Origin of the sequence: Variovorax sp. LjRoot84 (genome assembly GCF_964254305.1) — a bacterium.
Classification (GTDB): Bacteria; Pseudomonadota; Gammaproteobacteria; order Burkholderiales; family Burkholderiaceae_C; genus Variovorax.
In genome coordinates this window covers 237,000-256,481 of sequence record NZ_CAXUTE020000001.1, presented here as the reverse complement: position 1 = coordinate 256,481, position 19,482 = coordinate 237,000, and the positions used below count along the sequence as shown (strand labels likewise).

The following is a 19,482-nucleotide window of genomic DNA, read 5'->3' as shown; positions in this document are numbered from 1 at the left end:
ATGGCCATCCGCAGGCCAGTCGGTAAAATGGCCTCAGTTTTGCGAACCCAAGGAACAACGATGTCCAACCCAACGCCTGTCGAACCCGGCCAAGACGCCGTCGTCGAGAACGACGCCGTCGAATCGATCGTTCATCTGATGCCCCTTGTCCTACCGGTGGCCGGCGGCGTGCTGATGCTGCTTTTGGCATCCATCGCCGTCTACATGGCCTGACATCCGGCTGTGGCGCCGGCGGACACCGAGTGCCGCCCCGCCCACCGAGGATGCACGAGCCCACCCGGCCGCATCGATCCTCGCCTCCCGAGACGGGAAACGTTTTTTCCAACGGACCTCGCCTGTTCCAGGCACCGAGCCCCGTTCGGAAAGACGATTTTTCAACTTAGGAGACACATTGATGAACGCACCTCTCAAGGGTTTGACCGTACAGGCGCCCTCGTATGTCAGGAATGCGAAGCTGATCGCCTGGGTGGCCGACATGGCCGCGCTGTGCAAACCCGAGGCCATTCACTGGTGCGACGGCAGCACCGAAGAGTACGACCGGCTCTGCCAGCGCCTGGTCGACGCCGGCACCTTCAAGAAGCTCAACCCCGCCAAGCGCCCCAACTCCTTCCTCGCGAGTTCCGATCCGAGCGATGTCGCCCGCGTCGAAGACCGCACCTTCATCTGCTCCGAGAAGAAGGAAGACGCCGGTCCCACCAACAACTGGATGGCGCCGGCGGAAATGCGTGCCACCCTGCAACCGCTGTTCGACGGTTGCATGAAAGGCCGCACGATGTACGTCGTGCCCTTCAGCATGGGACCGCTGGGCTCGCCGATCGCGCACGTCGGCATCGAGCTGTCCGACAGCCCCTACGTGGCGGTCAACATGAAGATCATGACCCGCATGGGCCGTGCCGTGTACGACGTGCTCGGCGCCGACGGCGAATTCGTGCCCTGCGTGCACACGGTGGGCGCGCCGCTGGAGCCCGGTGAGAAGGACGTGGCCTGGCCCTGCAACAAGACCAAGTACATCGTCCACTACCCCGCCACGCGCGAGATCTGGAGCTATGGCTCGGGTTATGGCGGCAACGCGCTCCTGGGCAAGAAGTGCTTCGCGCTGCGCATCGCCTCGAACATGGGCCGCGACGAAGGCTGGCTCGCGGAGCACATGCTGATCCTCGGCGTGACCAACCCCGAGGGCAAGAAGTACCACGTGGCCGCTGCCTTCCCCAGCGCCTGTGGCAAGACCAACTTCGCGATGCTGATCCCGCCGGCCGGCTTCGAAGGCTGGAAGGTCACGACCATCGGCGATGACATCGCCTGGATCAAGCCGGGCGCCGACGGCAAGCTGCACGCGATCAACCCCGAGGCGGGCTATTTCGGCGTCGCGCCCGGCACCAACATCCAGACCAACCCGAACTGCATGGCCAGCCTGGACCGCGACGTGATCTTCACCAACGTGGCGCTGACCGACGACGGTGACGTCTGGTGGGAAGGCATGACCGAGGAAGCCCCGGCGCATGCCATCGACTGGCAGGGCAATGACTGGACGCCGGCCATCGCGAAGGAGACCGGCGCCAAGGCCGCGCATCCGAACGCCCGCTTCACGGTCGCGGCAATCAACAACCCGGCGCTCGACGACGCCTGGGACGACCCGAAGGGCGTGGCGATCGACGCCTTCATCTTCGGCGGCCGGCGCTCCACCACCGTGCCGCTCGTGACCGAGGCCCGCAACTGGGTCGAAGGCGTCTACATGGCTGCCACGATGGGTTCGGAAACCACCGCCGCGGCCGGCGGCAAACAGGGCGTGGTGCGGCGCGATCCGTTCGCGATGCTGCCCTTCGCCGGCTACAACATGAGCGACTACTTCCAGCACTGGCTGGACCTCGGCAAGAAGCTCGAAGCCCTGGGCGCGCAGCTGCCGAAGATCTACACCACCAACTGGTTCCGCAAGGGCGAGGACGGCAAGTTCGTCTGGCCCGGCTACGGCGAGAACATGCGCGTCCTGAAGTGGATGATCGACCGCATCGAGCACAAGGCCGAGGGCACCGAGCATGTGTTCGGCGTCAGCCCGCGCTACGAGGATCTCAACTGGACCGGCCTGGACTTCAGCGCCGAGCAGTTCGACACCGTCACCCACATCGACAAGGCCGCCTGGCAGGCCGAGCTGAAGCTGCATGCCGAGCTGTTCCAGCAGCTGGCGCACCACCTGCCGAAGGAGCTGTCGGCTACCAAGGCCGCCATCGAGCAGCGCCTGGCAGCCTGATCGCTGCGCTCGCCCAAAGAAAAAGCCGCCCGAGGGCGGCTTTTTCTCAGGTTAAAGAAGATCAGTAGTGCTGGCCGAGGTTCACGCGGCGCATCGCCTGGTAGAGCGTCGGCGTCGCGGCATCGGCGGAGCGCTTGGCGAGCACCGGCTCTTCGACCGTGTCCGCTTCCTGGCGCGAAGCGATCGCCTGCAGGTCGCGAAGAATGCGCGGATCGAGCTTCGCATAGGCCATGAACTGCTCGTCGGCGCGGGCCGCGGCACGGCGGCGAGCTGCGGCGCGCATGGCAGACAGGGCACGGACGGCCAGGCTGCGTGCGGTACCGGCGAAGAACGCGATGGCGGCGAACGCCACGCCCCAGAGCACGAGCCAGGCGACGAGCAGGCCGCCGTCGTTCCAGGTCGACATGAGCTTGTCCGCCACCACGAGCAGGGACGCGACGATGGCGGCCAGCAGCAGCGCTGCCAGGCCGCGGGCACCGTCGAAGCTGCGGCGTGCGACGCGAATGTGGTCGATCACGGCCTCGGCGCGGGCGACGCCCGGGTGAGTGGCCGGTTGGTCTACGTGAACAAAGCTGGTCATGATGAAGTCCCTCCAAAAGGACAAAAGGCCGAAGCCGATGGGGTGATATTAGTAGTTTCCCTAATGTTCCACCACTTTATCTTCGTGATGCCTATCATTCACATGACTGATGGACGTCAACTTCCGCACGCTCGACCTCAACCTGCTCCGCGTCTTCGACGAGGTGATGGCGGAGCGCAACCTCACACGCGCGGCGCGCAATCTCTCGATCACCCAGCCGGCCGTCAGCAATGCGCTGCGCCGCCTGCGCGAGACGCTCGGCGACGAGCTGGTGCGCCGTTCGGGCAGCGGCGTGGAGCCCACGCCGCGCGCGCTGGCGCTGTGGCCGACCGTGCGCGACGCTCTGCGGCAGCTGCAGCACACGCTGGCGCCGGGCGAATTCGATGCCGGCATTGCCGACACCACCTTCCTGCTGGCCATGGCCGACGCCACGGCCGCCGAACTGATCCCCGGCCTGGTGCAGATCGTCGAAAAAGAAGCGCCCGCCGTCTCGCTGCGCGTGCTGCCGCTGACCACCCGCGATCCCCGGCGCATGCTGGAGAACGAAGAAGTGGACATGGCGATCGGCTACTTCCCGGCCGTGATCGCCAGCCTGGCGGCACGCGGCCAGTCCGATGCCGCGGTGCCTTTCGAGACGCAGCGGCTCTACGTCGGCGAATATGTCTGCGTGATGCGGCGCGGCCATCCGCTGGCGCGGGCGCCCCTGACGCTCGACAGCTTCTGCGCCGCGCGCCACCTGCTGGTGAGCTTCTCCGGCCGACCCTACGGCTTCATTGACCAGACGCTGGGCGCGCTGGGACGCGAGCGGCGCATCGTGGTCACGGTCAACCAGTTTTTTACTGCCGGACGGGTGGTCGCCAACTCGAATCTGCTGACGGTCCTGCCGCGCCATTTCGTCAAGGTCACGGGCATCGACGAGCAGCTGGTCCTGCGCGAACTGCCCTTCCAGCAACCGCTGGTGCACGTCGATGCGATCTGGCACCGGCGGGCGCAGCACGGCCATGCGCACGAATGGCTGCGGCAGGCGCTGCTGCGCTCCGCCGAGGCGGCCTTTGCAGGCTCAGCGGACGACGCTTAGCCAGGCGCTGGCGGCGGCGCGCAGTTCCTGGGCGTGATGGGCGTCGATGCCGGCGCTGTGGTCGGCGCTTTCCATCAGCGCGGCGGCCGGGCTGGCGGGGACTTCGATGGTTTCGAAACGGAAGAAACGTGCCACTTGGGCAACAAGGCTGAACATGATGGTGCACGGCCCGAAGCCGGCGTTGGAGTGGTGATGGAACCAAGATTAAGGGTTTTCCCCAGTATTTCCAGTCCCTTCTCATGCGCGTTACGCATGAGGATATTCGCCTAGACTGGCGCGCCATGAAGCTTCAGCTGCTCTCGGACCTGCACCTGGAAGTGCATCCCCAGCTCCAGATTACACCGGCGCCGGGCGCCGATCTGCTGGTGCTCGCGGGCGATATCGGCTCCTATCAGCCAGGATCACGCATCATCGAGCCCGATTTCGGGCTGACCCGCTTCTCGCCTCGCCATGGCTGGCCGATGCCAGTGCTCTACGTTCCGGGCAATCACGAATACGACAACGCCGATTTCGACACGGTTCATGCCCGCCTGCGTGAGCTCTGCGAAGCGCTGGACATCCTGTGGCTGGAACGCGAAAGCCGCGTCATCGAGGGCGTGCGCTTCATCGGCACCACGCTGTGGGCCGACTTCGATGCGCTGGTCGAACCGGCCGACACCATGACCGAGGCGCTCAGGAAACGCGGCAAGGCGATGCGCGCGGCGAACTTCTACCTCGAGAAAGCCGCCACCTTGCGCTCGGGCGAGATCTTCCTGGCAGACGCACTGAGAGAGCACTCACTGACGTGCCAAGCGTGGCTGCGCAACGCGCTCGCCCAACCCTTCGACGGCCCCACCGTGGCGATCACGCACTTTGCACCCACGCTGGCGAGCGCCGATCCGCGATACGGCCTGAGTCCGGGAACGGCAGGTTTCTGCAATTCGCTCGATGAACTGCTGCCGAGCGCCGACTTCTGGCTGCACGGGCATCTTCACCATGCCTTTGACTACGTGAAGAACGGCTGCCGCGTGGTCGCGAACCCGCTGGGGTACATGGGCAAGGGCGAACAGGAGGGCTTCAGGCCCGATTTGCTGATCGAAGTGCCGCGTCGCTGAAAGAAACTAGGCCGGCAGCACCCCGGCCCGACCGGCCTCGACCGCAAAGCGCGCCTGCGTGTGGAAGCTCGCATCGGACGCCACCGGATACGCGGTCGCGCGGAATTCGCACTGCATCGCCTCGGGCGTGAGCTCCATCAGCGCATAGCCTCGCTCGTCGCCGCGGGCATGCACGACGTCCGGGTTGTCGCGCCGCATGCGTGCCATCGCAGCCTGGCTCGCGCCGCGCGAGCTGATCGAACCGCCCACGAATTCGCTCGCGACCACCGGCGAGCCGGGATCGTTCGGCTGCACGCGCAGATTTGCGGCGACGTAGCGGTGCACGTCGCCGCCCAGCGCCACCACATCCTTGACGCCGGCGTCGGCGACGCCCTGAAACAGGCGCCGGCGCGCTTCGGGATAGCCGTCCCAGCCGTCGGTCCAGGTCTGGCGGCCCTGCGGCGTCTCGAGGCCAGTGGGGCTCATCTGGGTGGATTGGCCGAACAGCTTCCACTGCCGCCTCGAACCGGCCAGGCCCTGCGCGAACCATTGCGACTGCTCGGCGCCGAGCATGGTGCGCGCCGGGTCCGCGAGCTCCGCGCAGCCGATCACCCCGCGGCCGGAATCACGGGCCGGATCGGCGCAGGCATGCTGGCTGCGGTACTGGCGGCAGTCCAGCGTCCAGAGCTCGGCCAACCGGCCCCAGGCATAGCGGTCGTGGATGCGCATCGCCGCGCCCTGCGGCGGCAGCACGAGCGGCATGTGCTCGAAATAGGCCCGGTAGGCCGCGGCGCGGCGGGCCAGGAAAAGCGCGGGCTCGGTATAGGCCGGGTCGCGGTCGCCGGCATAGTCGTTGACCACCTCGTGATCGTCCCAGGTCAGGATCCACGGATGCGCGGCATGCGCCGCCTGCAGGTCCGCATCGCGCTTGTAGAGCGCATGGCGCTCGCGGTAGGCCTCCAGCGTGTGCGGTATGGGCGCGCCGTGCCGGCGCATTTCGGGGGCCGTGCTGCTGCCCTCGTAGATGTAGTCGCCGACGAAGAGCACGAAGTCCAGCTCGCGCCCGGCGATCTCGCGGTGCGCGGCATAGAAGCCATGCTCGTAGTTCTGGCAGGAGGCGAGCGCGAAGCGCAGCCGCCGCACATCCGCATCCGGCGCCGGCGCGGTGCGCGTGCGGCCCACCGGGCTTTGCGCGTCGCCGCAGCTGAAGCGATACCAGTAGTCGCGCTGCGGCGCCAGGCCCTGCGCGTGGACGTGCACGCTGAAGGCGCGCGAGGCATCGGTCACGATCTCGCCTTGCATGACCAGGCGTTGCAGCGCGGCGTCGCCGTAGATCTCGTAGCGCACGGTGCAGGCCGGCATGGCATTGCGGGCCGATTCATCTTCGGCATCCGGCATCAGCCGGGTCCAGAGCACGACGCTGTCCGGCCGCGGCTGGCCGCTCGCGACCCCGAGCGTGAAGGGGTTCGAGCGCCAGCGCGGCGCGGCCTGCGCGCAGGCGGCCAGCGGTGCAGCGCAGCCGGCGAGCGCAAGCCACAGGGCGGCACGGTTGAGGTCTCGACGGCTGAGATTCATGGCACTCCTTACAACAGCTCTTCGCCCACCAGCGGCAACAACATCCAGTTCTGCAAGCGCAGCCAAAAGTAGCCGCCCGGCTCGTCATCATGGACGATGTCCTTGCCGGCCTCGTCGTACTCGAGCCACTGCACGTGCTGGCCGTCGGGTGCGAGTCGGAGCCGGTACGAGATGTTGGTCCGCGCGCCTGACAGGAGCCGCCTGAAGTCCGCGACCAGCTCGGCGCTGTTGACGACCAAGCCCGTCTCGGTATTGACAGAGGACGAGCGGCGGTCCAGGTTCATGGAGCCGATGAAGAGGCGGTTGTCGTCGATCACCGCCAGCTTGGCATGCAGCCGGCTGATCGACTTGCCGAAATCGCCGAAGCGGCCGGACTTTCCGCTGAGCACCGGCCCGATCTCGCGAATGGTCACACCGATCCTGAGCATGTCGGCGCGGTAGCGCGCGTAGCCCGCGTAGACCAGCGGTTCGTCGGTGGCGCCCAGCGAGTTGGTGACGAGCTCGATGCGCCCGCCCCGCGCCATCGCCGTCTTCATCATCGCCATGCCACGCTCGCCGGGAATGAAGTACGGCGACACGATCATCACCCCTTTGCGTGCCGAATTCACCACGCCGAGCGCGCCTTCGTTCACGCTGCCGCGATAGGCTTCTTCGCTGCTCGCGCGCGTGATCTTGGCCGGATCGTCGGCGAACAGTTGCGCGCTGGCCCAGTAAAGGTCGAGCGCGCCCGCCTCGAGCTGCTGGCCGACGGCGCTGCGGTCCAGCACGTCGCGCGGGCGCAGGGGCACATCGGGCGCGGCCGCGCTTGCGAGCTCGTCGAAACGGCGCCGGGCAAGCTCGGGCGGCATCGCGCCCGGCACCACGTTGCCGATCGGCCGCACCTGCTCGCTGTTCCAGTAGCGGTCGAAGGCGTCGGACATCTCGTGCACGACGGGCCCGCAGGACAGCAGGTCCACGTCGATGAAATTCGCAGACGTGCTGCGCATGAAGTATTCGCTCGCGATGTTGCGGCCGCCCGAGACCGCGAAGCTGTTGTCGGCCACCAGCTGCTTGTTGTGCATGCGGTGGTTGATGCGGCCGAATTCATGCAGCGAGAACAGGACCCGCATGACCACCGACCCACCGCGTGAAGGCAGTGGATTGAACAGCCGCACTTCGACGTTCGGGTGCGCGGCCAGCGCGAGGAGCAGCTCGTCCTGGCCGCCCGTGTAGAGGTCGTCCATCAAGAGGCGCACGCGCACGCCGCGCGCGGCCGCGTCGCGCAGCTCGCGCAGGAAGAAGAGGCCCACTTCGTCGTTGTGGATCAGGTAGTACTGCACGTCCAGCGACTTCCGGGCATGGCGGGCCAGCGAGATGCGCGCATCGAAGGCGAAGGGCGCTTCGGGCAGCAGGCGAAAGCCCGAGGAGCCGGACTGCCCGGCCGGGGCAGCGTTTGCGGCGAGCTGCGCCAGGTGCGTATCTGCGACGTCGGTGATCGCGTGCGTCGGCACGCCCGGCACCGGTGCGGGCAGCATGGCACAGCCGCCGAGCAGCACGGGAGCGAGGAGCATCAGCACGGCGCCGAATTTCGCGAGCTTCGACATCCGCCGCAATGTAACGCTGCACCGCCCCCTATGATCGGCGCGCATTCAACAAGGGATACGCGTGCTCAACGGCCTCTGGCTCGGTTTCTTTCTGACGGCAGCGCTGGCTGCGCTTGTGCGCTGGCTCGTCGGCGGCGACGCCGCGGTGTTCGCCGCCCTGGTCGAAAGCCTGTTCGCGATGGCCAAGCTGTCGGTCGAAGTGATGGTGCTGCTGTTCGGCACGCTCACGCTGTGGCTGGGCTTCCTGCGCATCGCCGAGGCAGCCGGGCTGGTGGCCGGGCTCGCGCGCATGCTGGGGCCGCTGTTCCGGCGCCTCATGCCCGAGGTGCCCGCGGGCCACCCGGCGCTGGGCCTCATCACGATGAACTTCGCGGCCAATGCGCTGGGCCTGGACAACGCGGCCACGCCGATCGGCCTGAAGGCGATGCGCGAACTGCAGACGCTCAATCCGAGCACGACCACCGCAAGCAACGCGCAGATCCTGTTCCTGGTGCTCAACGCCTCCTCGCTGACGCTCTTGCCCGTCACGATCTTCATGTACCGCGCGCAGCAGGGCGCGGCCGATCCGACGCTGGTGTTCCTGCCGATCCTGATCGCGACCAGCGCTTCCACGCTGGTCGGGCTGCTCTCGGTGGCCTTCGTGCAGCGCCTCAGGCTGTGGGATCCGGTGGTGCTGGCCTACCTGCTGCCGGGCGCGCTGCTGCTCGGCGGCTTCATGGCGCTGCTGGCGACGCTTTCATCCGCTGCCCTGGCTTCGCTGTCCTCGCTGCTCGGCAACCTCACGCTGTTCGGGATCGTGATCGTTTTCCTGCTGGCCGGCGCGCTGCGGCGCGTGAAGGTCTACGAGTGTTTCATCGAGGGCGCCAAGGAAGGCTTCGACGTCGCGAAGAACCTGCTGCCCTACCTGGTCGCGATGCTGTGCGCGGTCGGCGTGCTCAGGGCCTCGGGCGCACTCGACATGGTGCTCGCCGGTATCCGCTGGCTGGTAGGGCTGACGGGCTGGGACGCACGCTTCGTCGATGCGCTGCCCACGGCGCTGGTCAAGCCCTTCTCCGGCAGCGCGGCGCGCGCGATGCTGATCGAGACCATGCAGAGCCAGGGCGTCGACAGCTTCGCTGCGCGGGTCGCGGCCACCATCCAGGGCAGCACCGAGACCACGTTCTATGTGCTGGCCGTGTACTTCGGGGCGGTCGGCATCCAGCGTGCGCGGCATGCGGTGGGATGCGCGCTGCTGGCCGAATTGGCGGGGGTGATCGGCGCCATCGCCGTCGGCTACTGGTTCTTCGGCTGAAACCGCCCGGACAGCGCCGTCCGAGGCGATCGGCCAGAATAGGCCTTCACTTCCCCGCCTCCCCGTGACCGCTCCTGCCCAGGCGCAACCGCCTTCCTTCACGTCCGACGAATTCCGCGAGGCCCTCGGCATGTTCGCGACCGGCGTGACCATCGTCACCGCGCGCGCCGCCGACGGCAGCCTCGTCGGCCTCACGGCCAATTCCTTCAACTCGGTCTCGCTGGCCCCGCCGCTGGTGCTATGGAGCCTGGCGCGCGGCGCGGCCTCGATGGCGGCGCTCAGCACCGGCTCGCACTACGCGATCAACATCCTGTCCGCCAGCCAGAAGGACCTGGCCGAACGCTTTGCGACCAAGAACGTCGACCGCTGGGCCGATGTGGCCTTCACCGAGGGCCTGGGCGGCGCGCCGGTGCTGGTGGGCGCGGCTGCGATCTTCGAATGCTTCAACCGCAGCCGCTACGACGAAGGCGACCACGTCATCTTCGTCGGCGAGGTCGAACGCTGCACGCACAACCCGGGCGCCTCGCCCTTACTGTTCCACGGCGGGCGCTTCTATACCGAACATCCGCTGTAGCGCGGGCAGCGCTCAGCGACGCAGGCTGAGCTTGTAGCGGAAGGTGTCGGCGCGATAGACGGCGGTCTCCACATGCACCGGCGCGCCGCCGGCCGCGTGCACCAGCCGCTCGACCTGCAGCACCGGCGAGCCGGGCGCGAGCTGCAGCAGCTTCGCTTCTTGCGGCCGGGCCAGGCCGGCGCCGATCTCGAGCTGCGCCTCGCCGATCTCCAGGCCCCCTTCGTGCTCGAAGACCTCGATCAGATCGCGCTGCGAGAAGTCCACGCGCGCCAGCTTCTCGCCCAGGAAGCGCGGCAGGTAGGAGTTGTTGACCGAGAGCGGCTCGCGGTCGAGGTAGCGCAGCGTCTGCAGGTGGTACACCGTCTCCCCGGCCGCGAGCTGCAGCTGGCGCGCCACGGCAGCCGGCGCCTTCACTTCGCGCCACGCGAGCCGCTTGCTGCTGACCGCATGCTGCTCCAGCGCCAGCGCCTCGTTGAGGCCCTGCAGGCGGTTCAGGCTCTGCGCCGCCTTCGGATGGGACACGAAGGCACCTTTTCCGTGCAGCTTGACGATCAAGCCCTCGGCCTGCAGCGCGCCCAGAGCCTGCCGCACGGTGATACGGCTCACGCCATGCTCGGCCGTCAGTTCGGCTTCGGAAGGCAGCTTGGCGCCAGGCGCGAGCCGGCCGTCGAGGATGCGCGCACGCAGCGCGTCGCGCAGCTGCGCATGCAGCGATTGCGGAAGTTCAGACATTCTTCACCCCGGGATTTGTACTGGCATAGGGTTTGCATTGCTTGTTATGACTTGTAATAACAAGTAGTATCTCACACCGTCTGGGTGCTTTTCTTTTCCGTTCATTCCATCGACCGAGGAAACGACCATGTTTGCAACCCGCGCCTTCTTTCGTACCGCCACCGCCGCGCTGGCGCTCGGCGCCAGCTTCGGTGCCGCCCAGGCCCAGGGCTACCCTGCCAAACCGATCTCGCTGATTGTGCCGTTCTCGGCCGGCGGCGGCGTCGACGCCACGGCGCGCCTGCTCACGGCCAAGCTCGGCGAGCTGCTCAAGCAGCCGGTGGTGATCGAGAACGTGGCCGGCGCGGCCGGCACCATCGGCACGCAGAAGGCCGCGCGCTCGCCGGCCGACGGCTACACGCTGCTGTTCGCGGTGGCCAGCCCGCTCAACGTCGCGCCGCTGGTCGCACCCTCGGCCGTGCGCTACGACACCTTCAAGGATTTCGTGCCGGTCGCGACGGTGGGCACCTCGCCCTTCGTGCTGATCGGCAAGACGGCGCTGCCCGCGCGCACCGCGGCCGAACTCATCCAGCTCGCGAAGGCGCAGCCCGGCAAGCTCAACTTCGGCACCGACGGCGTCGGCACCTCGCTGCACATCACGGCCGAGATGTTCAAGCAGCGCGCCGGCATCGACATCGTGCACGTGCCCTACAAGTCCGGGCCGCAGGTGCTGACCGACGTGGCCGGCGGCCAGGTCGATCTGGCGGTGCTGCCGCTCACGCTGGCGCAGCCTTTCATCAAGGACGGCAAGGTCAAGGCCTTCGGCGTCACCTCGCTGACCCGTTCGCCCAGCGCGCCGGCGATTCCGGCGCTGGCCGAAACGCCGGAACTCAAGGGCCTGGAGATGGATTCGTGGCTCGGCGTGCTGGCCCCGGCCGGCACCCCGCCCGCCGTGATCGCGGCCTGGGTGAGCGCGCTCGACGCCACCCTCAAGGACCCGGAAATCGCGCGCAAGCTCGGCGACATTGCGGTCAAGCCGCAGCTGATCGCCGGCCCGGCCTTCGCCGACTATCTGGCCAAGGAACGCAAGACCATCGCCGGCGTGGTCCAGACCGCCGGCATCAAGGCCGAGTGACAACGAGAGATTCCCGATGCTGATGACGATGACCAGCGCCTGGATCGTGCTGCCGGCTGTGCTCTTGGCCGGCGGGCTGATCGGCGCCAGCGGCATCGGGGGCGTGCTGCTGGTGCCGGTGCTGACCCAGCTGGGCGCGGTGCCGCTGCCGCAAGCCATTGCCGCGGCATCGCTGGGTTTCGCGCTGCCGGCGCTGGTCGCGCTCGGTCCGCTGCACCGGGAGCCGACCCTGGCCGCGCGCTGCGTGCCCTTGCTCGCGGGCGCGCTCGCGGGTGCCGCCGCCGGCGCGCTGCTGCTGCGCTGGCTGCCGGCCGGGCTCCTCATGTCCGGCGTGACGGCGTTGGTGCTTTTCGCGGGCTGGCGCGGCTTGATGGCGGCATCCAACCCGGCGCCCGCATCCGCGGCGCCTCTCGGCACCACGGCCCTGCTCGCGCTGGGTGCGCTGGTGGGGCTCGGCTCCGCACTCACCGGCACCGGCGGGCCGGTGCTGGTGATCCCGCTCCTGATGCTGCTGCGCCAGCCGCTCGCCTTCGCGGTGGTCGCGGCGCAGGCCATCCAGTTGCCCGTGGCGCTGGCGAGCAGCACGGTGCATGCGATCGAAGGCCGGCTCGATCTTTCACTTGCGCTGCTTTGCGGCGTGTTGATGCTGGCGGGCTCGATCGCGGGGCAGCGCGCCGCGGCCCTGCTCGACGTGCGGCAGATGCAGCGCATGGTGTCCCTGCTGCTGCTGGCCGTGGGGGCCTGGTTCGCCTGGCTGCTGCTGGCCTGAGACTTTCAAACGGAGCGACCATGCTGTCTCCTGACCAACTCGATACACGCAAGGACTTGTTGCTGGCCCCCGAATGGCTGATGCTGCCCGAGGGCCCGCAGCAGGACATGGCCGTGCTGGTGCGCGACGGCCGCTTCGCGCAGGTGGGCCGGCTGGCCGAGGTGAGCGCGGCGCATCCGGGCCTGGCGCCGATCGCATTGCCCCATCGGCTCCTGATGCCGGGCCTGGTCGACACCCACACGCACCTGACCCAGTCCTTCGGCAAGGCGCTTGCCTTCGGCGAACCCTCGGAGATCTTCCGCCGCATCTGGGTGCCGATGGAATCCATGCTCGGTGCCGAAGCGGCCTACCTCGCCGCCAAGCTCTCGGCGCTCGAGTCGCTGCGCGGCGGCTTCACGACGGTGGTCGATGCGGGCACCCGGTCGGAGGTCGGCCTGGATGCCGTGGCGAGCGCGGCACGCGACACCGGCATCCGCTGCGTGCTCGGCATGATCTGCAACGACGCGGGCCTCGAAGGCGACGAGGCCGGCACCCGGCGCATCCTCGACGCGGCCGCGACCTTCCTGGCCCGGCTCGAACACGACCCGCTGGTGCATCCCTCGCTCGCGATCTCGATCCCGGAGGCCGCGACCGATCGCATGCTGCACGACGTGGCGGCCCTCACGCAGGAAAGCGGGCGCCGCTTCCAGACCCATGTGAACGAACACCTGGCTGCCGTCGAACGCTCGCTGGTCGCGCGCGGCCAGCGTCCGCTCGAACTGCTGCATACCTGCGGCGCGCTCAACGCCTCGGCCCTGCTCGCGCATGCCACGCTGCTGACGCCGCGTGAAATGGGCCTCTTGCGCGACAGCGGCGCCGCCGTCGCCTACAACCCGGTGGCCAGCCAATGGAAAGGCAACGCGGTGCTCGATGCCGGCCTGCTGGCCATGCTGGGCGTGCCCTTCGGCCTCGGCACCGACGGCACGCGCGCCGACGGCTTTCGGCTGATGGACGCGGCCGAGGCCACCCAGCGCCTGACGCACGGCCTGGCCAACGGCGACTCCTCCTGCGGTGGCGGCTGGCTCTGGCTCGACCACGCCACGCACCGCGGCGCCGAGGCCGCGGGCCTGGGCAGCGTCACCGGCCGCATCGCCTGCGGTCTGGCCGCCGATTTCCTGCTGCTGGACCTCGACGTGCCGGAGTTCGTGCCGAGCTGGGACCTCAGCTGGGAGCTGGTGCGCTTCGCGAACCGCGACCAGATCGAGGCGGTGTTCGTCAACGGCGCGCTGCGCCTCTGGCAGGGCTGGCCGATCGACTGGGATGCGCGCGCGCTGATGAGCGAAGTGGCCGCCATTGCGCGCCGCGATGTCCAGCGCGCGCCGATCCAGCGCGTGCATCCCACGGCCGACCTGCACCGCGCGCAGCAACGTCCCCCGGCTGCCGCCTGAAGGAATCGCGCAGGCGGGCTACGATCGGCGCATGCCTTTACGCCTGCGCCGCGCCGCGCCGGGGGCACTGCTCGCCATGGCCTGCGCAGCAGCCATCGCCAGCCCCGAGAAGAAAAACTGGTTCGACGATCCCTTCTTCCAGGTGTCGTCGGGTGCACGCGGCTGCCCCGTGCCCGAAGGCCCGCTCTACACCGCCGAAGAGCGCCGCAGCCAGATGCATGCGCGGCTGGAGCGCGGCACCAGCTGCTGGCTCGAAGGCAAGTGCAGCGACAGCAACGCCTACCGCTACGACAAGGTTCTGGCACCCAAGGTGCAGGCCGCGCTCGGCGCAGTGCCCGGCGTGAAGCGCGCGAGCGTCTGGGCCGTGGTGCAGCGGCGCTGGGTCTATCTGCAAGGCTGCGTGCCATCGCGCGCGCTGGCGCAGCGGCTGACGCAGGCGGCGCGCGCCGTGCCCGATGTCGAGCTCGTCGTCGACGACCTGATGATCGGCACGCACGGCAAGCCCTCGTATGCGCTTGCCCCACCCAGAACAGAGACAAGTCCCAGAAGAAAAGAATGATCGAAAGAAAACACCACCTCGACACCCGTGCCACCACCCTGCTGCTCGCCTGCTGCGCTTTCTGGGGACTGCAGCAGATCCTGATCAAGACCACCGTGACCGAGGTGCCTCCTCTGTGGCAGGCATCGATCCGCATGGTGGGCGCGGTGGTGCTTCTCTGGCTGTGGTGCCTGTGGCGCCGCGTGCCGCTGTTCGAGCGCGACGGCACGCTCGCCGGCGGCCTGCTCGCGGGCTTGTTGTTCGCGGGTGAGTTCACCTGCATCTACGTCGGGCTGCAGCACACCACCGCCTCGCGGCTCACGGTGTTTCTCTATACCTCGCCCTTCGTGGTGGCATTGCTGCTGCCGCGCTTCGTGCCGGCCGAGCGGCTGCGCGGCATGCAATGGATCGGGCTTGCGATCGCCTTCGCCGGCGTGGTGCTGGCCTTCAGCGAGAGCTTCGGCCACAGCAGCTCGGGCCAGTTGTTCGGCGACGCGCTCGCGCTCGCGGCCGGCGTGCTGTGGGGGCTGACGACGCTCGCGATCCGCACCACCCGGCTCGCCACCGCCAGCGCCGAGAAGACGCTCTTCTATCAGATCGCGGTCACCGCGGCGGTCTCGCCGCTGCTGTCGCTCGCGCTCGGCGAGCGGTGGGGCTTCTCATACTCCACCTACGCCTGGTTCTCGATCTTCCTGCAGACCGCGATCGGCGCCTTCGCGAGCTACCTGGCCTGGATGTGGATGCTCCGGCACTATCCGGCGACGCGCATCTCGTCCTTCACCTTTCTCACGCCCTTGTTCGCGCTGGTGTTCGGCGTGGTGCTGCTCAAGGAGCCGCTGACCTTGCAGCTGGTGCTGGCGCTGGCAGGCGTGGCCCTGGGTATCGTGCTGGTGAACCGACGCGCGGGCGTGAAGGAAAGGCCTGAATCAATGGGTCGTGCAAACTGAAGAAAATTTCTTCAATTTGCACGACCTGCCTAGAATCGGGGCATGATCCCGCGCGACATCGCCCCATTGGCCGCACGCCTGGCACAGCAGTACCCGGTGCTCACCCTCACGGGTCCACGGCAAAGCGGCAAGACCACGTTGTGCCGCGAGCTGTTCGCCGGCAAGCGCTATGTCACGCTGGAAGACCCTGACACCCGCCGCTTTGCGCAGGAAGATCCGCGCGGCTTTCTGAAGGGCATCGAAGCCGGCGCCATCGTCGACGAGATCCAGCGCGCGCCGCAACTGCCGTCCTATCTGCAATCGCTGGTCGACGAGGATGCGTCGCCGGGCCGTTTCATCCTGACCTGCAGCCAGCAATTCGAACTGATGTCGCGCGTAAGCCAGTCGCTGGCGGGCCGAACGGCCGTGCTGCGCCTGCTGCCGTTTTCGCTCGCGGAAGTCGCACAGATCCATCCCGTTCCCGAACTTCCACAGACCCTGCTTACGGGCTTCTATCCGCGCATCCACGACCGCGGCCTGGATCCTTCGCAGGCCCTCGGCGACTACTTTGCGACCTACGTGGAACGCGATCTGCGCCAGCTGGCTGCCGTGCACAACCTGCAACGCTTCGAGCGCTTCGTGCGCCTGTGCGCAGGTCGCATCGGCCAGCTCGTGAACCTGACGAGCCTGGGCAACGATGCCGGCGTCTCGCACGCGACTGCGCGAGCCTGGCTGGACCTGCTTCAGACCAGCTACATCGTGCACGTCCTGCCGCCCTGGTTCACCAACACATCGAAGCGTCTGGTCAAGAGTCCCAAGCTCTACTTCCACGATGTGGGGCTGGCGTGCTGGCTGCTCGGCCTGCGTACGCCGGAACAGGTCGCGCGCGATCCGCTGTTCGGCAGCCTGTTCGAGAACTTCGTGGTCATCGAGGCGTTGAAATCGCGTTTCAACCGCGGCGAGACGGCGGAGATGTATTTCTACCGCGACGCCACCGGCAACGAAGTCGATCTGCTGCTGCCATCCGGACGTCGATTCCGCGCGGTCGAGATCAAGGCCGGCGCCACGGTCAACTCCGACTACTTCAGGGGGCTGTCGGGGTTTTCTGCGCTATTTCCGGATGCGCTGGAAGGCGGCAGTGTTGTCTATGGCGGCGAGACGGCCCAGATGCGCAGCGACTGGCCGGTCATTGCGTGGAAGCGACTGCAGAATCCACCGAAATGAATGCGTCACGCCCACGCTCATGAACTTCCAACCCATCCTCGACGAGATCAACGCCGCAATCCGCCCCCTGCTGGGCGCCGGCGGCACGGTCGCCAGCTACATCCCCGCGCTCGCGCGCGTGCCGGCGCAGCAGTTCGGCATCGCGCTGCGAACCTGCCAGGGACAGGAGGCATCTGCCGGCGATGCTGCGACGCCCTTCTCGATCCAGAGCATCTCCAAGCTCTTCACGCTCACGCTCGCGATGCGGCGCATGGGCGACGCGCTGTGGGAGCGCATCGGCCGCGAGCCTTCGGGCAATCCATTCAACTCGCTGGTGCAGCTCGAGCATGAGCAGGGCAGACCGCGCAATCCCTTCATCAATGCCGGCGCCATCGCGGTGGCCGACCGGCTCGTGAGCCAGGGCGATGCCAAGGCCGACATCCTCGAACTCATGCGCAACCTGTGCGGCGAGCCCATCGGCTTCGATGCCGAGGTGGCAGCCTCCGAGGCCGCGACGGGCTACCGCAACTACGCGCTCGCGAATTTCATGAAGAGCTTCGGCAAGCTCGACAACGGCGTCGAGGCCGTGCTCGACATGTACTTCCACCAGTGCGCGATACGCATGAGCTGCGTGCAACTGGCGCGCGCCGCCGGCTTCCTGTGCCGCGACGGCGCCCACCCACGCGACGGCGAGCCGGAGATCACGACCGAGCGCCATGCGCGGCGCATCAACGCACTGATGCTGACCTGCGGCACCTACGACGCCGCCGGCGACGTGGCCTTCTCGATCGGCCTGCCCTGCAAGAGCGGCGTCGGCGGCGGCATCGTCGCGGTGGTGCCCGACCAGCTCACGCTGTGCGTCTGGTCGCCCGCGCTCGATGCCACGGGCAATTCGCTGCTGGGCATGAAGGCGCTCGAACTCTTCGTTGCGCGCACCGGCCTTTCCATCTTCTGACCCACCCCCATGACAGAACAGACCCCCCTCATTCAAGAAGCCACCCTCTGGAGCGACGAGCGCTGGACCGCCCGCGTGATCAAGAACGAAGACGACGACGGCTGGGCCGTTTCGATGACGCGCCACGGCGACCCCGAACCGGCGCTGGTCGGGCCCTGGACCATGGGCCGCGACAAGAAGAATCCCAAGCCGCTCGATGCGCCGGCCTTCCACACGCTGGTCAAGACGGCTGCCGAGGTGCTGCGTCGGCACGAGCAGCAGCTGCATGCGCAGCTCAACAAGAGCGTGAGCGTCGGCGCGGGGTCGGAGCGCATCCGCGTCTCGCTGCAGATCGTGCCGGACGAGGACAACCCGCATGCCGTGCTCCGCGCGCACGACGAACTCGGCGCGCAGCTGGGTGAGGTGCGCGTGGCCCCGGGCTTCAAGCTCCATGCCGACAGCGCGGCGGCGTGGATCGAAGGCGACTTTCAGAAACCGCGCTGAGCCTGCGGCAGCGCGCTCCTCGGCAGCGCCAGCAGCATCAACAGCGCCGACAGCACGAGCGCGCCGCTCAGGATGTAGAGGCTCAAGCCGAAGCCGCCGGTCGCGGTCTTGATCACACCGACCATCATCGGCGCCACCATGCCCGCGCTCCCGCCCACGGTGCTGATCAGCGCGATGCCGGTGGCGGCAGCGTTCTTCGACAGGAAGGATCCGGGCACCGCCCACAGGATGATGAAGGCGCTGCCGATGCCCGCCGCGGCCGGCGGGTTGTGCATGAACAGCGTGGTGAGCGACAAGCCGAGCGCGCCGACGACTGCCGCCACCGCAAAGTGCCAGCGTCGCTCGCGCGTGCGGTCGGAATGGCGGCCGACCAGGATGCTTGACGCGATGCCGACCACCGCAGGCACGATGGAATAGAAGCCGATCTGCAGCACGCTCAGGCCCATGGCCTTCATCATCGTCGGCTGCCAGAACGCCAGCGCGTAGCTGCCCAGGATGATCAGGAAGGACATGAAGCCCAGCAGCCACACGCGCGCGTCGCGCAGCGCGCTGCCGATGGTCTGGCGCCCGGCCGAGCCTTGCGCGGCCTGGTCTTCCTCCAGCGTGCGCAGCACGCGCAGCTTTTCGGCGCCGCTGAGCCAGGGCGCATCGGCGGGGCTGTTGGAAAGCCAGAGGAAGGCCGCGATGCCCAGCAGCACGCTCGGCAGGCCCTCCAGCAGGAACAGCCATTGCCAGCCCCTGAGCGAGAGAGCGCCGTCGAGATAGGTCATCGTGAGCCCGGCGATCGGCCCCGCGACGATGGGCGCGGCGCCATAGGCCATGAAGAACAGCGCCGTGACCTGTGCGCGGCGGCGCGAGGGGTACCAGAGCGTCAGGTAGAACAGCACGCCGGGCGCGAAGCCGGCCTCGAACACGCCGATCAGGAAGCGCAGCACGTAGAACTGCGTGGGCGTGCTGACGAACATCATCGCGGCCGAAGTCAGCCCCCACAGCGCCATGATGCGCAGCAGCGTCGCGCGCACGCCGATGCGCGCCAGCATCAGGTTGCTCGGAATCTCGAACAGCGCGTAGCCGACGAAGAAGATGCCGGCGCCGAGCCCGAAGATCGCATCGCTGAAGCCCAGCTGGTCCTTCATCTGCAACTGCGCGTAGCCGACGTTGGTGCGGTCCAGGTAGTTGAGGACATAGCACGCGAACAACAGCGGGATCAGCCGCCAGGTGATCTTGCGAAAGAGCGCGTCGTCGGCGCGCGCCGCCATTTCGTGCGGGGCGCCGGTGGGGGAGCCGGCGAGGGTTGCGGTGTTCATCGGGTTTCTCCTTTGTTGTCGTGTTTCGT

At 67.9% G+C, this 19,482-nt stretch carries 20 protein-coding genes; 14 read left to right on the top strand and 6 right to left on the bottom strand.

Features of this window, described 5'->3' with window-relative positions:
- Positions 1–60 precede the first annotated feature (60 nt).
- Together ACSQ9I_RS01350 and ACSQ9I_RS01345 are read left to right on the top strand one after the other, a co-directional pair.
- Positions 61–213, top strand: a complete 153-nt coding sequence (locus tag ACSQ9I_RS01350; protein ID WP_170855540.1) for a hypothetical protein — start codon at positions 61–63, stop codon at positions 211–213.
- A 181-nt stretch (positions 214–394) separates the two neighbouring features.
- Positions 395–2,245 (top strand): phosphoenolpyruvate carboxykinase (GTP), encoded by a 1,851-nt coding sequence (locus ACSQ9I_RS01345; RefSeq protein ID WP_436312037.1) that lies wholly within the window; start codon positions 395–397, stop codon positions 2,243–2,245.
- Positions 2,246–2,306: 61 nt separating this feature from the next.
- Here ACSQ9I_RS01345 and ACSQ9I_RS01340 read toward each other — a convergent pair whose 3' ends face one another.
- A complete protein-coding gene (locus tag ACSQ9I_RS01340) occupies positions 2,307–2,825 on the bottom strand; it encodes a hypothetical protein (protein WP_436312036.1) in 519 nt (172 codons plus the stop codon).
- A gap of 109 nt (positions 2,826–2,934) precedes the next feature.
- Here ACSQ9I_RS01340 and ACSQ9I_RS01335 point away from each other — a divergent pair, with 109 nt between their 5' ends.
- Complete coding sequence (locus ACSQ9I_RS01335; protein ID WP_093104397.1) at positions 2,935–3,903, top strand: LysR family transcriptional regulator; 969 nt, start codon at positions 2,935–2,937, stop codon at positions 3,901–3,903.
- On the opposite strand, the gene ACSQ9I_RS01330 is transcribed toward ACSQ9I_RS01335, so the two are convergent.
- On the bottom strand, positions 3,886–4,059 hold the full coding sequence (locus ACSQ9I_RS01330; RefSeq protein WP_436302420.1) for a hypothetical protein: 174 nt from the start codon (positions 4,057–4,059) through the stop codon (positions 3,886–3,888). The two genes, ACSQ9I_RS01335 and ACSQ9I_RS01330, sit on opposite strands and share 18 nt — an antisense overlap.
- A gap of 125 nt (positions 4,060–4,184) precedes the next feature.
- On the opposite strand from ACSQ9I_RS01330, the gene ACSQ9I_RS01325 reads away from it, so the two are divergent.
- Positions 4,185–4,997, top strand: a complete 813-nt coding sequence (locus ACSQ9I_RS01325; RefSeq protein ID WP_436312035.1) for a metallophosphoesterase — start codon at positions 4,185–4,187, stop codon at positions 4,995–4,997.
- Positions 4,998–5,003: 6 nt separating this feature from the next.
- Here the strand turns inward: ACSQ9I_RS01325 and ACSQ9I_RS01320 are convergent, their stop codons facing one another.
- Complete coding sequence (locus ACSQ9I_RS01320; RefSeq protein WP_436312034.1) at positions 5,004–6,551, bottom strand: alkaline phosphatase D family protein; 1,548 nt, start codon at positions 6,549–6,551, stop codon at positions 5,004–5,006.
- Between the two features lie 8 nt (positions 6,552–6,559).
- Positions 6,560–8,101 (bottom strand): phospholipase D family protein, encoded by a 1,542-nt coding sequence (locus tag ACSQ9I_RS01315; RefSeq protein ID WP_436312033.1) that lies wholly within the window; start codon positions 8,099–8,101, stop codon positions 6,560–6,562.
- Between the two features lie 94 nt (positions 8,102–8,195).
- Here ACSQ9I_RS01315 and ACSQ9I_RS01310 point away from each other — a divergent pair, with 94 nt between their 5' ends.
- The gene (locus ACSQ9I_RS01310; RefSeq protein WP_436312032.1) at positions 8,196–9,425 is read left to right on the top strand and encodes a nucleoside recognition domain-containing protein; all 1,230 of its coding nucleotides are present in this window, start codon (positions 8,196–8,198) and stop codon (positions 9,423–9,425) included.
- 64 nt (positions 9,426–9,489) lie between these two features.
- Positions 9,490–9,999 (top strand): flavin reductase family protein, encoded by a 510-nt coding sequence (locus tag ACSQ9I_RS01305; RefSeq protein WP_436302415.1) that lies wholly within the window; start codon positions 9,490–9,492, stop codon positions 9,997–9,999.
- Positions 10,000–10,011: 12 nt separating this feature from the next.
- Here ACSQ9I_RS01305 and ACSQ9I_RS01300 read toward each other — a convergent pair whose 3' ends face one another.
- Entirely contained in the window at positions 10,012–10,731 is a 720-nt protein-coding gene (locus tag ACSQ9I_RS01300) for a GntR family transcriptional regulator (RefSeq protein WP_436312031.1), read from the bottom strand.
- A gap of 127 nt (positions 10,732–10,858) precedes the next feature.
- Between ACSQ9I_RS01300 and ACSQ9I_RS01295 the strand changes: the two genes are divergently transcribed.
- From ACSQ9I_RS01295 to ACSQ9I_RS01260, 8 genes are read left to right on the top strand one after another with little or no spacing between them, the layout of a single operon-like run.
- Entirely contained in the window at positions 10,859–11,845 is a 987-nt protein-coding gene (locus ACSQ9I_RS01295; protein WP_436312030.1) for a Bug family tripartite tricarboxylate transporter substrate binding protein, read from the top strand.
- A 16-nt stretch (positions 11,846–11,861) separates the two neighbouring features.
- Entirely contained in the window at positions 11,862–12,614 is a 753-nt protein-coding gene (locus tag ACSQ9I_RS01290; RefSeq protein ID WP_436312029.1) for a TSUP family transporter, read from the top strand.
- A gap of 20 nt (positions 12,615–12,634) precedes the next feature.
- The gene (locus ACSQ9I_RS01285; protein ID WP_436312028.1) at positions 12,635–14,041 is read left to right on the top strand and encodes an amidohydrolase family protein; all 1,407 of its coding nucleotides are present in this window, start codon (positions 12,635–12,637) and stop codon (positions 14,039–14,041) included.
- Positions 14,042–14,072: 31 nt separating this feature from the next.
- A complete protein-coding gene (locus tag ACSQ9I_RS01280) occupies positions 14,073–14,600 on the top strand; it encodes a BON domain-containing protein (protein WP_436312027.1) in 528 nt (175 codons plus the stop codon).
- Positions 14,597–15,526 carry a DMT family transporter gene (locus ACSQ9I_RS01275; RefSeq protein WP_436312026.1) on the top strand — a complete coding sequence of 310 codons (930 nt, stop codon included), beginning with the start codon at positions 14,597–14,599 and terminating at the stop codon, positions 15,524–15,526. The genes ACSQ9I_RS01280 and ACSQ9I_RS01275 overlap by 4 nt, the downstream gene beginning before the upstream one ends.
- 42 nt (positions 15,527–15,568) lie before the next feature.
- Positions 15,569–16,729: an ATP-binding protein gene (locus tag ACSQ9I_RS01270; RefSeq protein ID WP_436312025.1), complete on the top strand. Its 1,161-nt coding sequence runs from the start codon at positions 15,569–15,571 to the stop codon at positions 16,727–16,729.
- Positions 16,730–16,748: 19 nt separating this feature from the next.
- The gene (locus tag ACSQ9I_RS01265) at positions 16,749–17,663 is read left to right on the top strand and encodes a glutaminase (protein ID WP_436312024.1); all 915 of its coding nucleotides are present in this window, start codon (positions 16,749–16,751) and stop codon (positions 17,661–17,663) included.
- Between the two features lie 9 nt (positions 17,664–17,672).
- Positions 17,673–18,146, top strand: a complete 474-nt coding sequence (locus tag ACSQ9I_RS01260; protein WP_436312023.1) for a hypothetical protein — start codon at positions 17,673–17,675, stop codon at positions 18,144–18,146.
- On the opposite strand, the gene ACSQ9I_RS01255 is transcribed toward ACSQ9I_RS01260, so the two are convergent.
- A complete protein-coding gene (locus ACSQ9I_RS01255) occupies positions 18,131–19,453 on the bottom strand; it encodes an MFS transporter (protein ID WP_436312022.1) in 1,323 nt (440 codons plus the stop codon). The genes ACSQ9I_RS01260 and ACSQ9I_RS01255 overlap by 16 nt on opposite strands.
- Positions 19,454–19,482 lie beyond the last annotated feature (29 nt).

Coding starts and splice junctions, on each gene's coding strand:
- ACSQ9I_RS01350 (WP_170855540.1), top strand. CDS start 61: ATGTCCAACCCAACGCCTGTCGAACCCGGCCAAGACGCCGTCGTCGAG.
- ACSQ9I_RS01345 (WP_436312037.1), top strand. CDS start 395: ATGAACGCACCTCTCAAGGGTTTGACCGTACAGGCGCCCTCGTATGTC.
- ACSQ9I_RS01340 (WP_436312036.1), bottom strand. CDS start 2,825: ATGACCAGCTTTGTTCACGTAGACCAACCGGCCACTCACCCGGGCGTC.
- ACSQ9I_RS01335 (WP_093104397.1), top strand. CDS start 2,935: ATGGACGTCAACTTCCGCACGCTCGACCTCAACCTGCTCCGCGTCTTC.
- ACSQ9I_RS01330 (WP_436302420.1), bottom strand. CDS start 4,059: ATGTTCAGCCTTGTTGCCCAAGTGGCACGTTTCTTCCGTTTCGAAACC.
- ACSQ9I_RS01325 (WP_436312035.1), top strand. CDS start 4,185: ATGAAGCTTCAGCTGCTCTCGGACCTGCACCTGGAAGTGCATCCCCAG.
- ACSQ9I_RS01320 (WP_436312034.1), bottom strand. CDS start 6,551: ATGAATCTCAGCCGTCGAGACCTCAACCGTGCCGCCCTGTGGCTTGCG.
- ACSQ9I_RS01315 (WP_436312033.1), bottom strand. CDS start 8,101: ATGCTCCTCGCTCCCGTGCTGCTCGGCGGCTGTGCCATGCTGCCCGCA.
- ACSQ9I_RS01300 (WP_436312031.1), bottom strand. CDS start 10,731: ATGTCTGAACTTCCGCAATCGCTGCATGCGCAGCTGCGCGACGCGCTG.
- ACSQ9I_RS01295 (WP_436312030.1), top strand. CDS start 10,859: ATGTTTGCAACCCGCGCCTTCTTTCGTACCGCCACCGCCGCGCTGGCG.
- ACSQ9I_RS01290 (WP_436312029.1), top strand. CDS start 11,862: ATGCTGATGACGATGACCAGCGCCTGGATCGTGCTGCCGGCTGTGCTC.
- ACSQ9I_RS01285 (WP_436312028.1), top strand. CDS start 12,635: ATGCTGTCTCCTGACCAACTCGATACACGCAAGGACTTGTTGCTGGCC.
- ACSQ9I_RS01280 (WP_436312027.1), top strand. CDS start 14,073: ATGCCTTTACGCCTGCGCCGCGCCGCGCCGGGGGCACTGCTCGCCATG.
- ACSQ9I_RS01275 (WP_436312026.1), top strand. CDS start 14,597: ATGATCGAAAGAAAACACCACCTCGACACCCGTGCCACCACCCTGCTG.
- ACSQ9I_RS01270 (WP_436312025.1), top strand. CDS start 15,569: ATGATCCCGCGCGACATCGCCCCATTGGCCGCACGCCTGGCACAGCAG.
- ACSQ9I_RS01265 (WP_436312024.1), top strand. CDS start 16,749: ATGAACTTCCAACCCATCCTCGACGAGATCAACGCCGCAATCCGCCCC.
- ACSQ9I_RS01260 (WP_436312023.1), top strand. CDS start 17,673: ATGACAGAACAGACCCCCCTCATTCAAGAAGCCACCCTCTGGAGCGAC.
- ACSQ9I_RS01255 (WP_436312022.1), bottom strand. CDS start 19,453: ATGAACACCGCAACCCTCGCCGGCTCCCCCACCGGCGCCCCGCACGAA.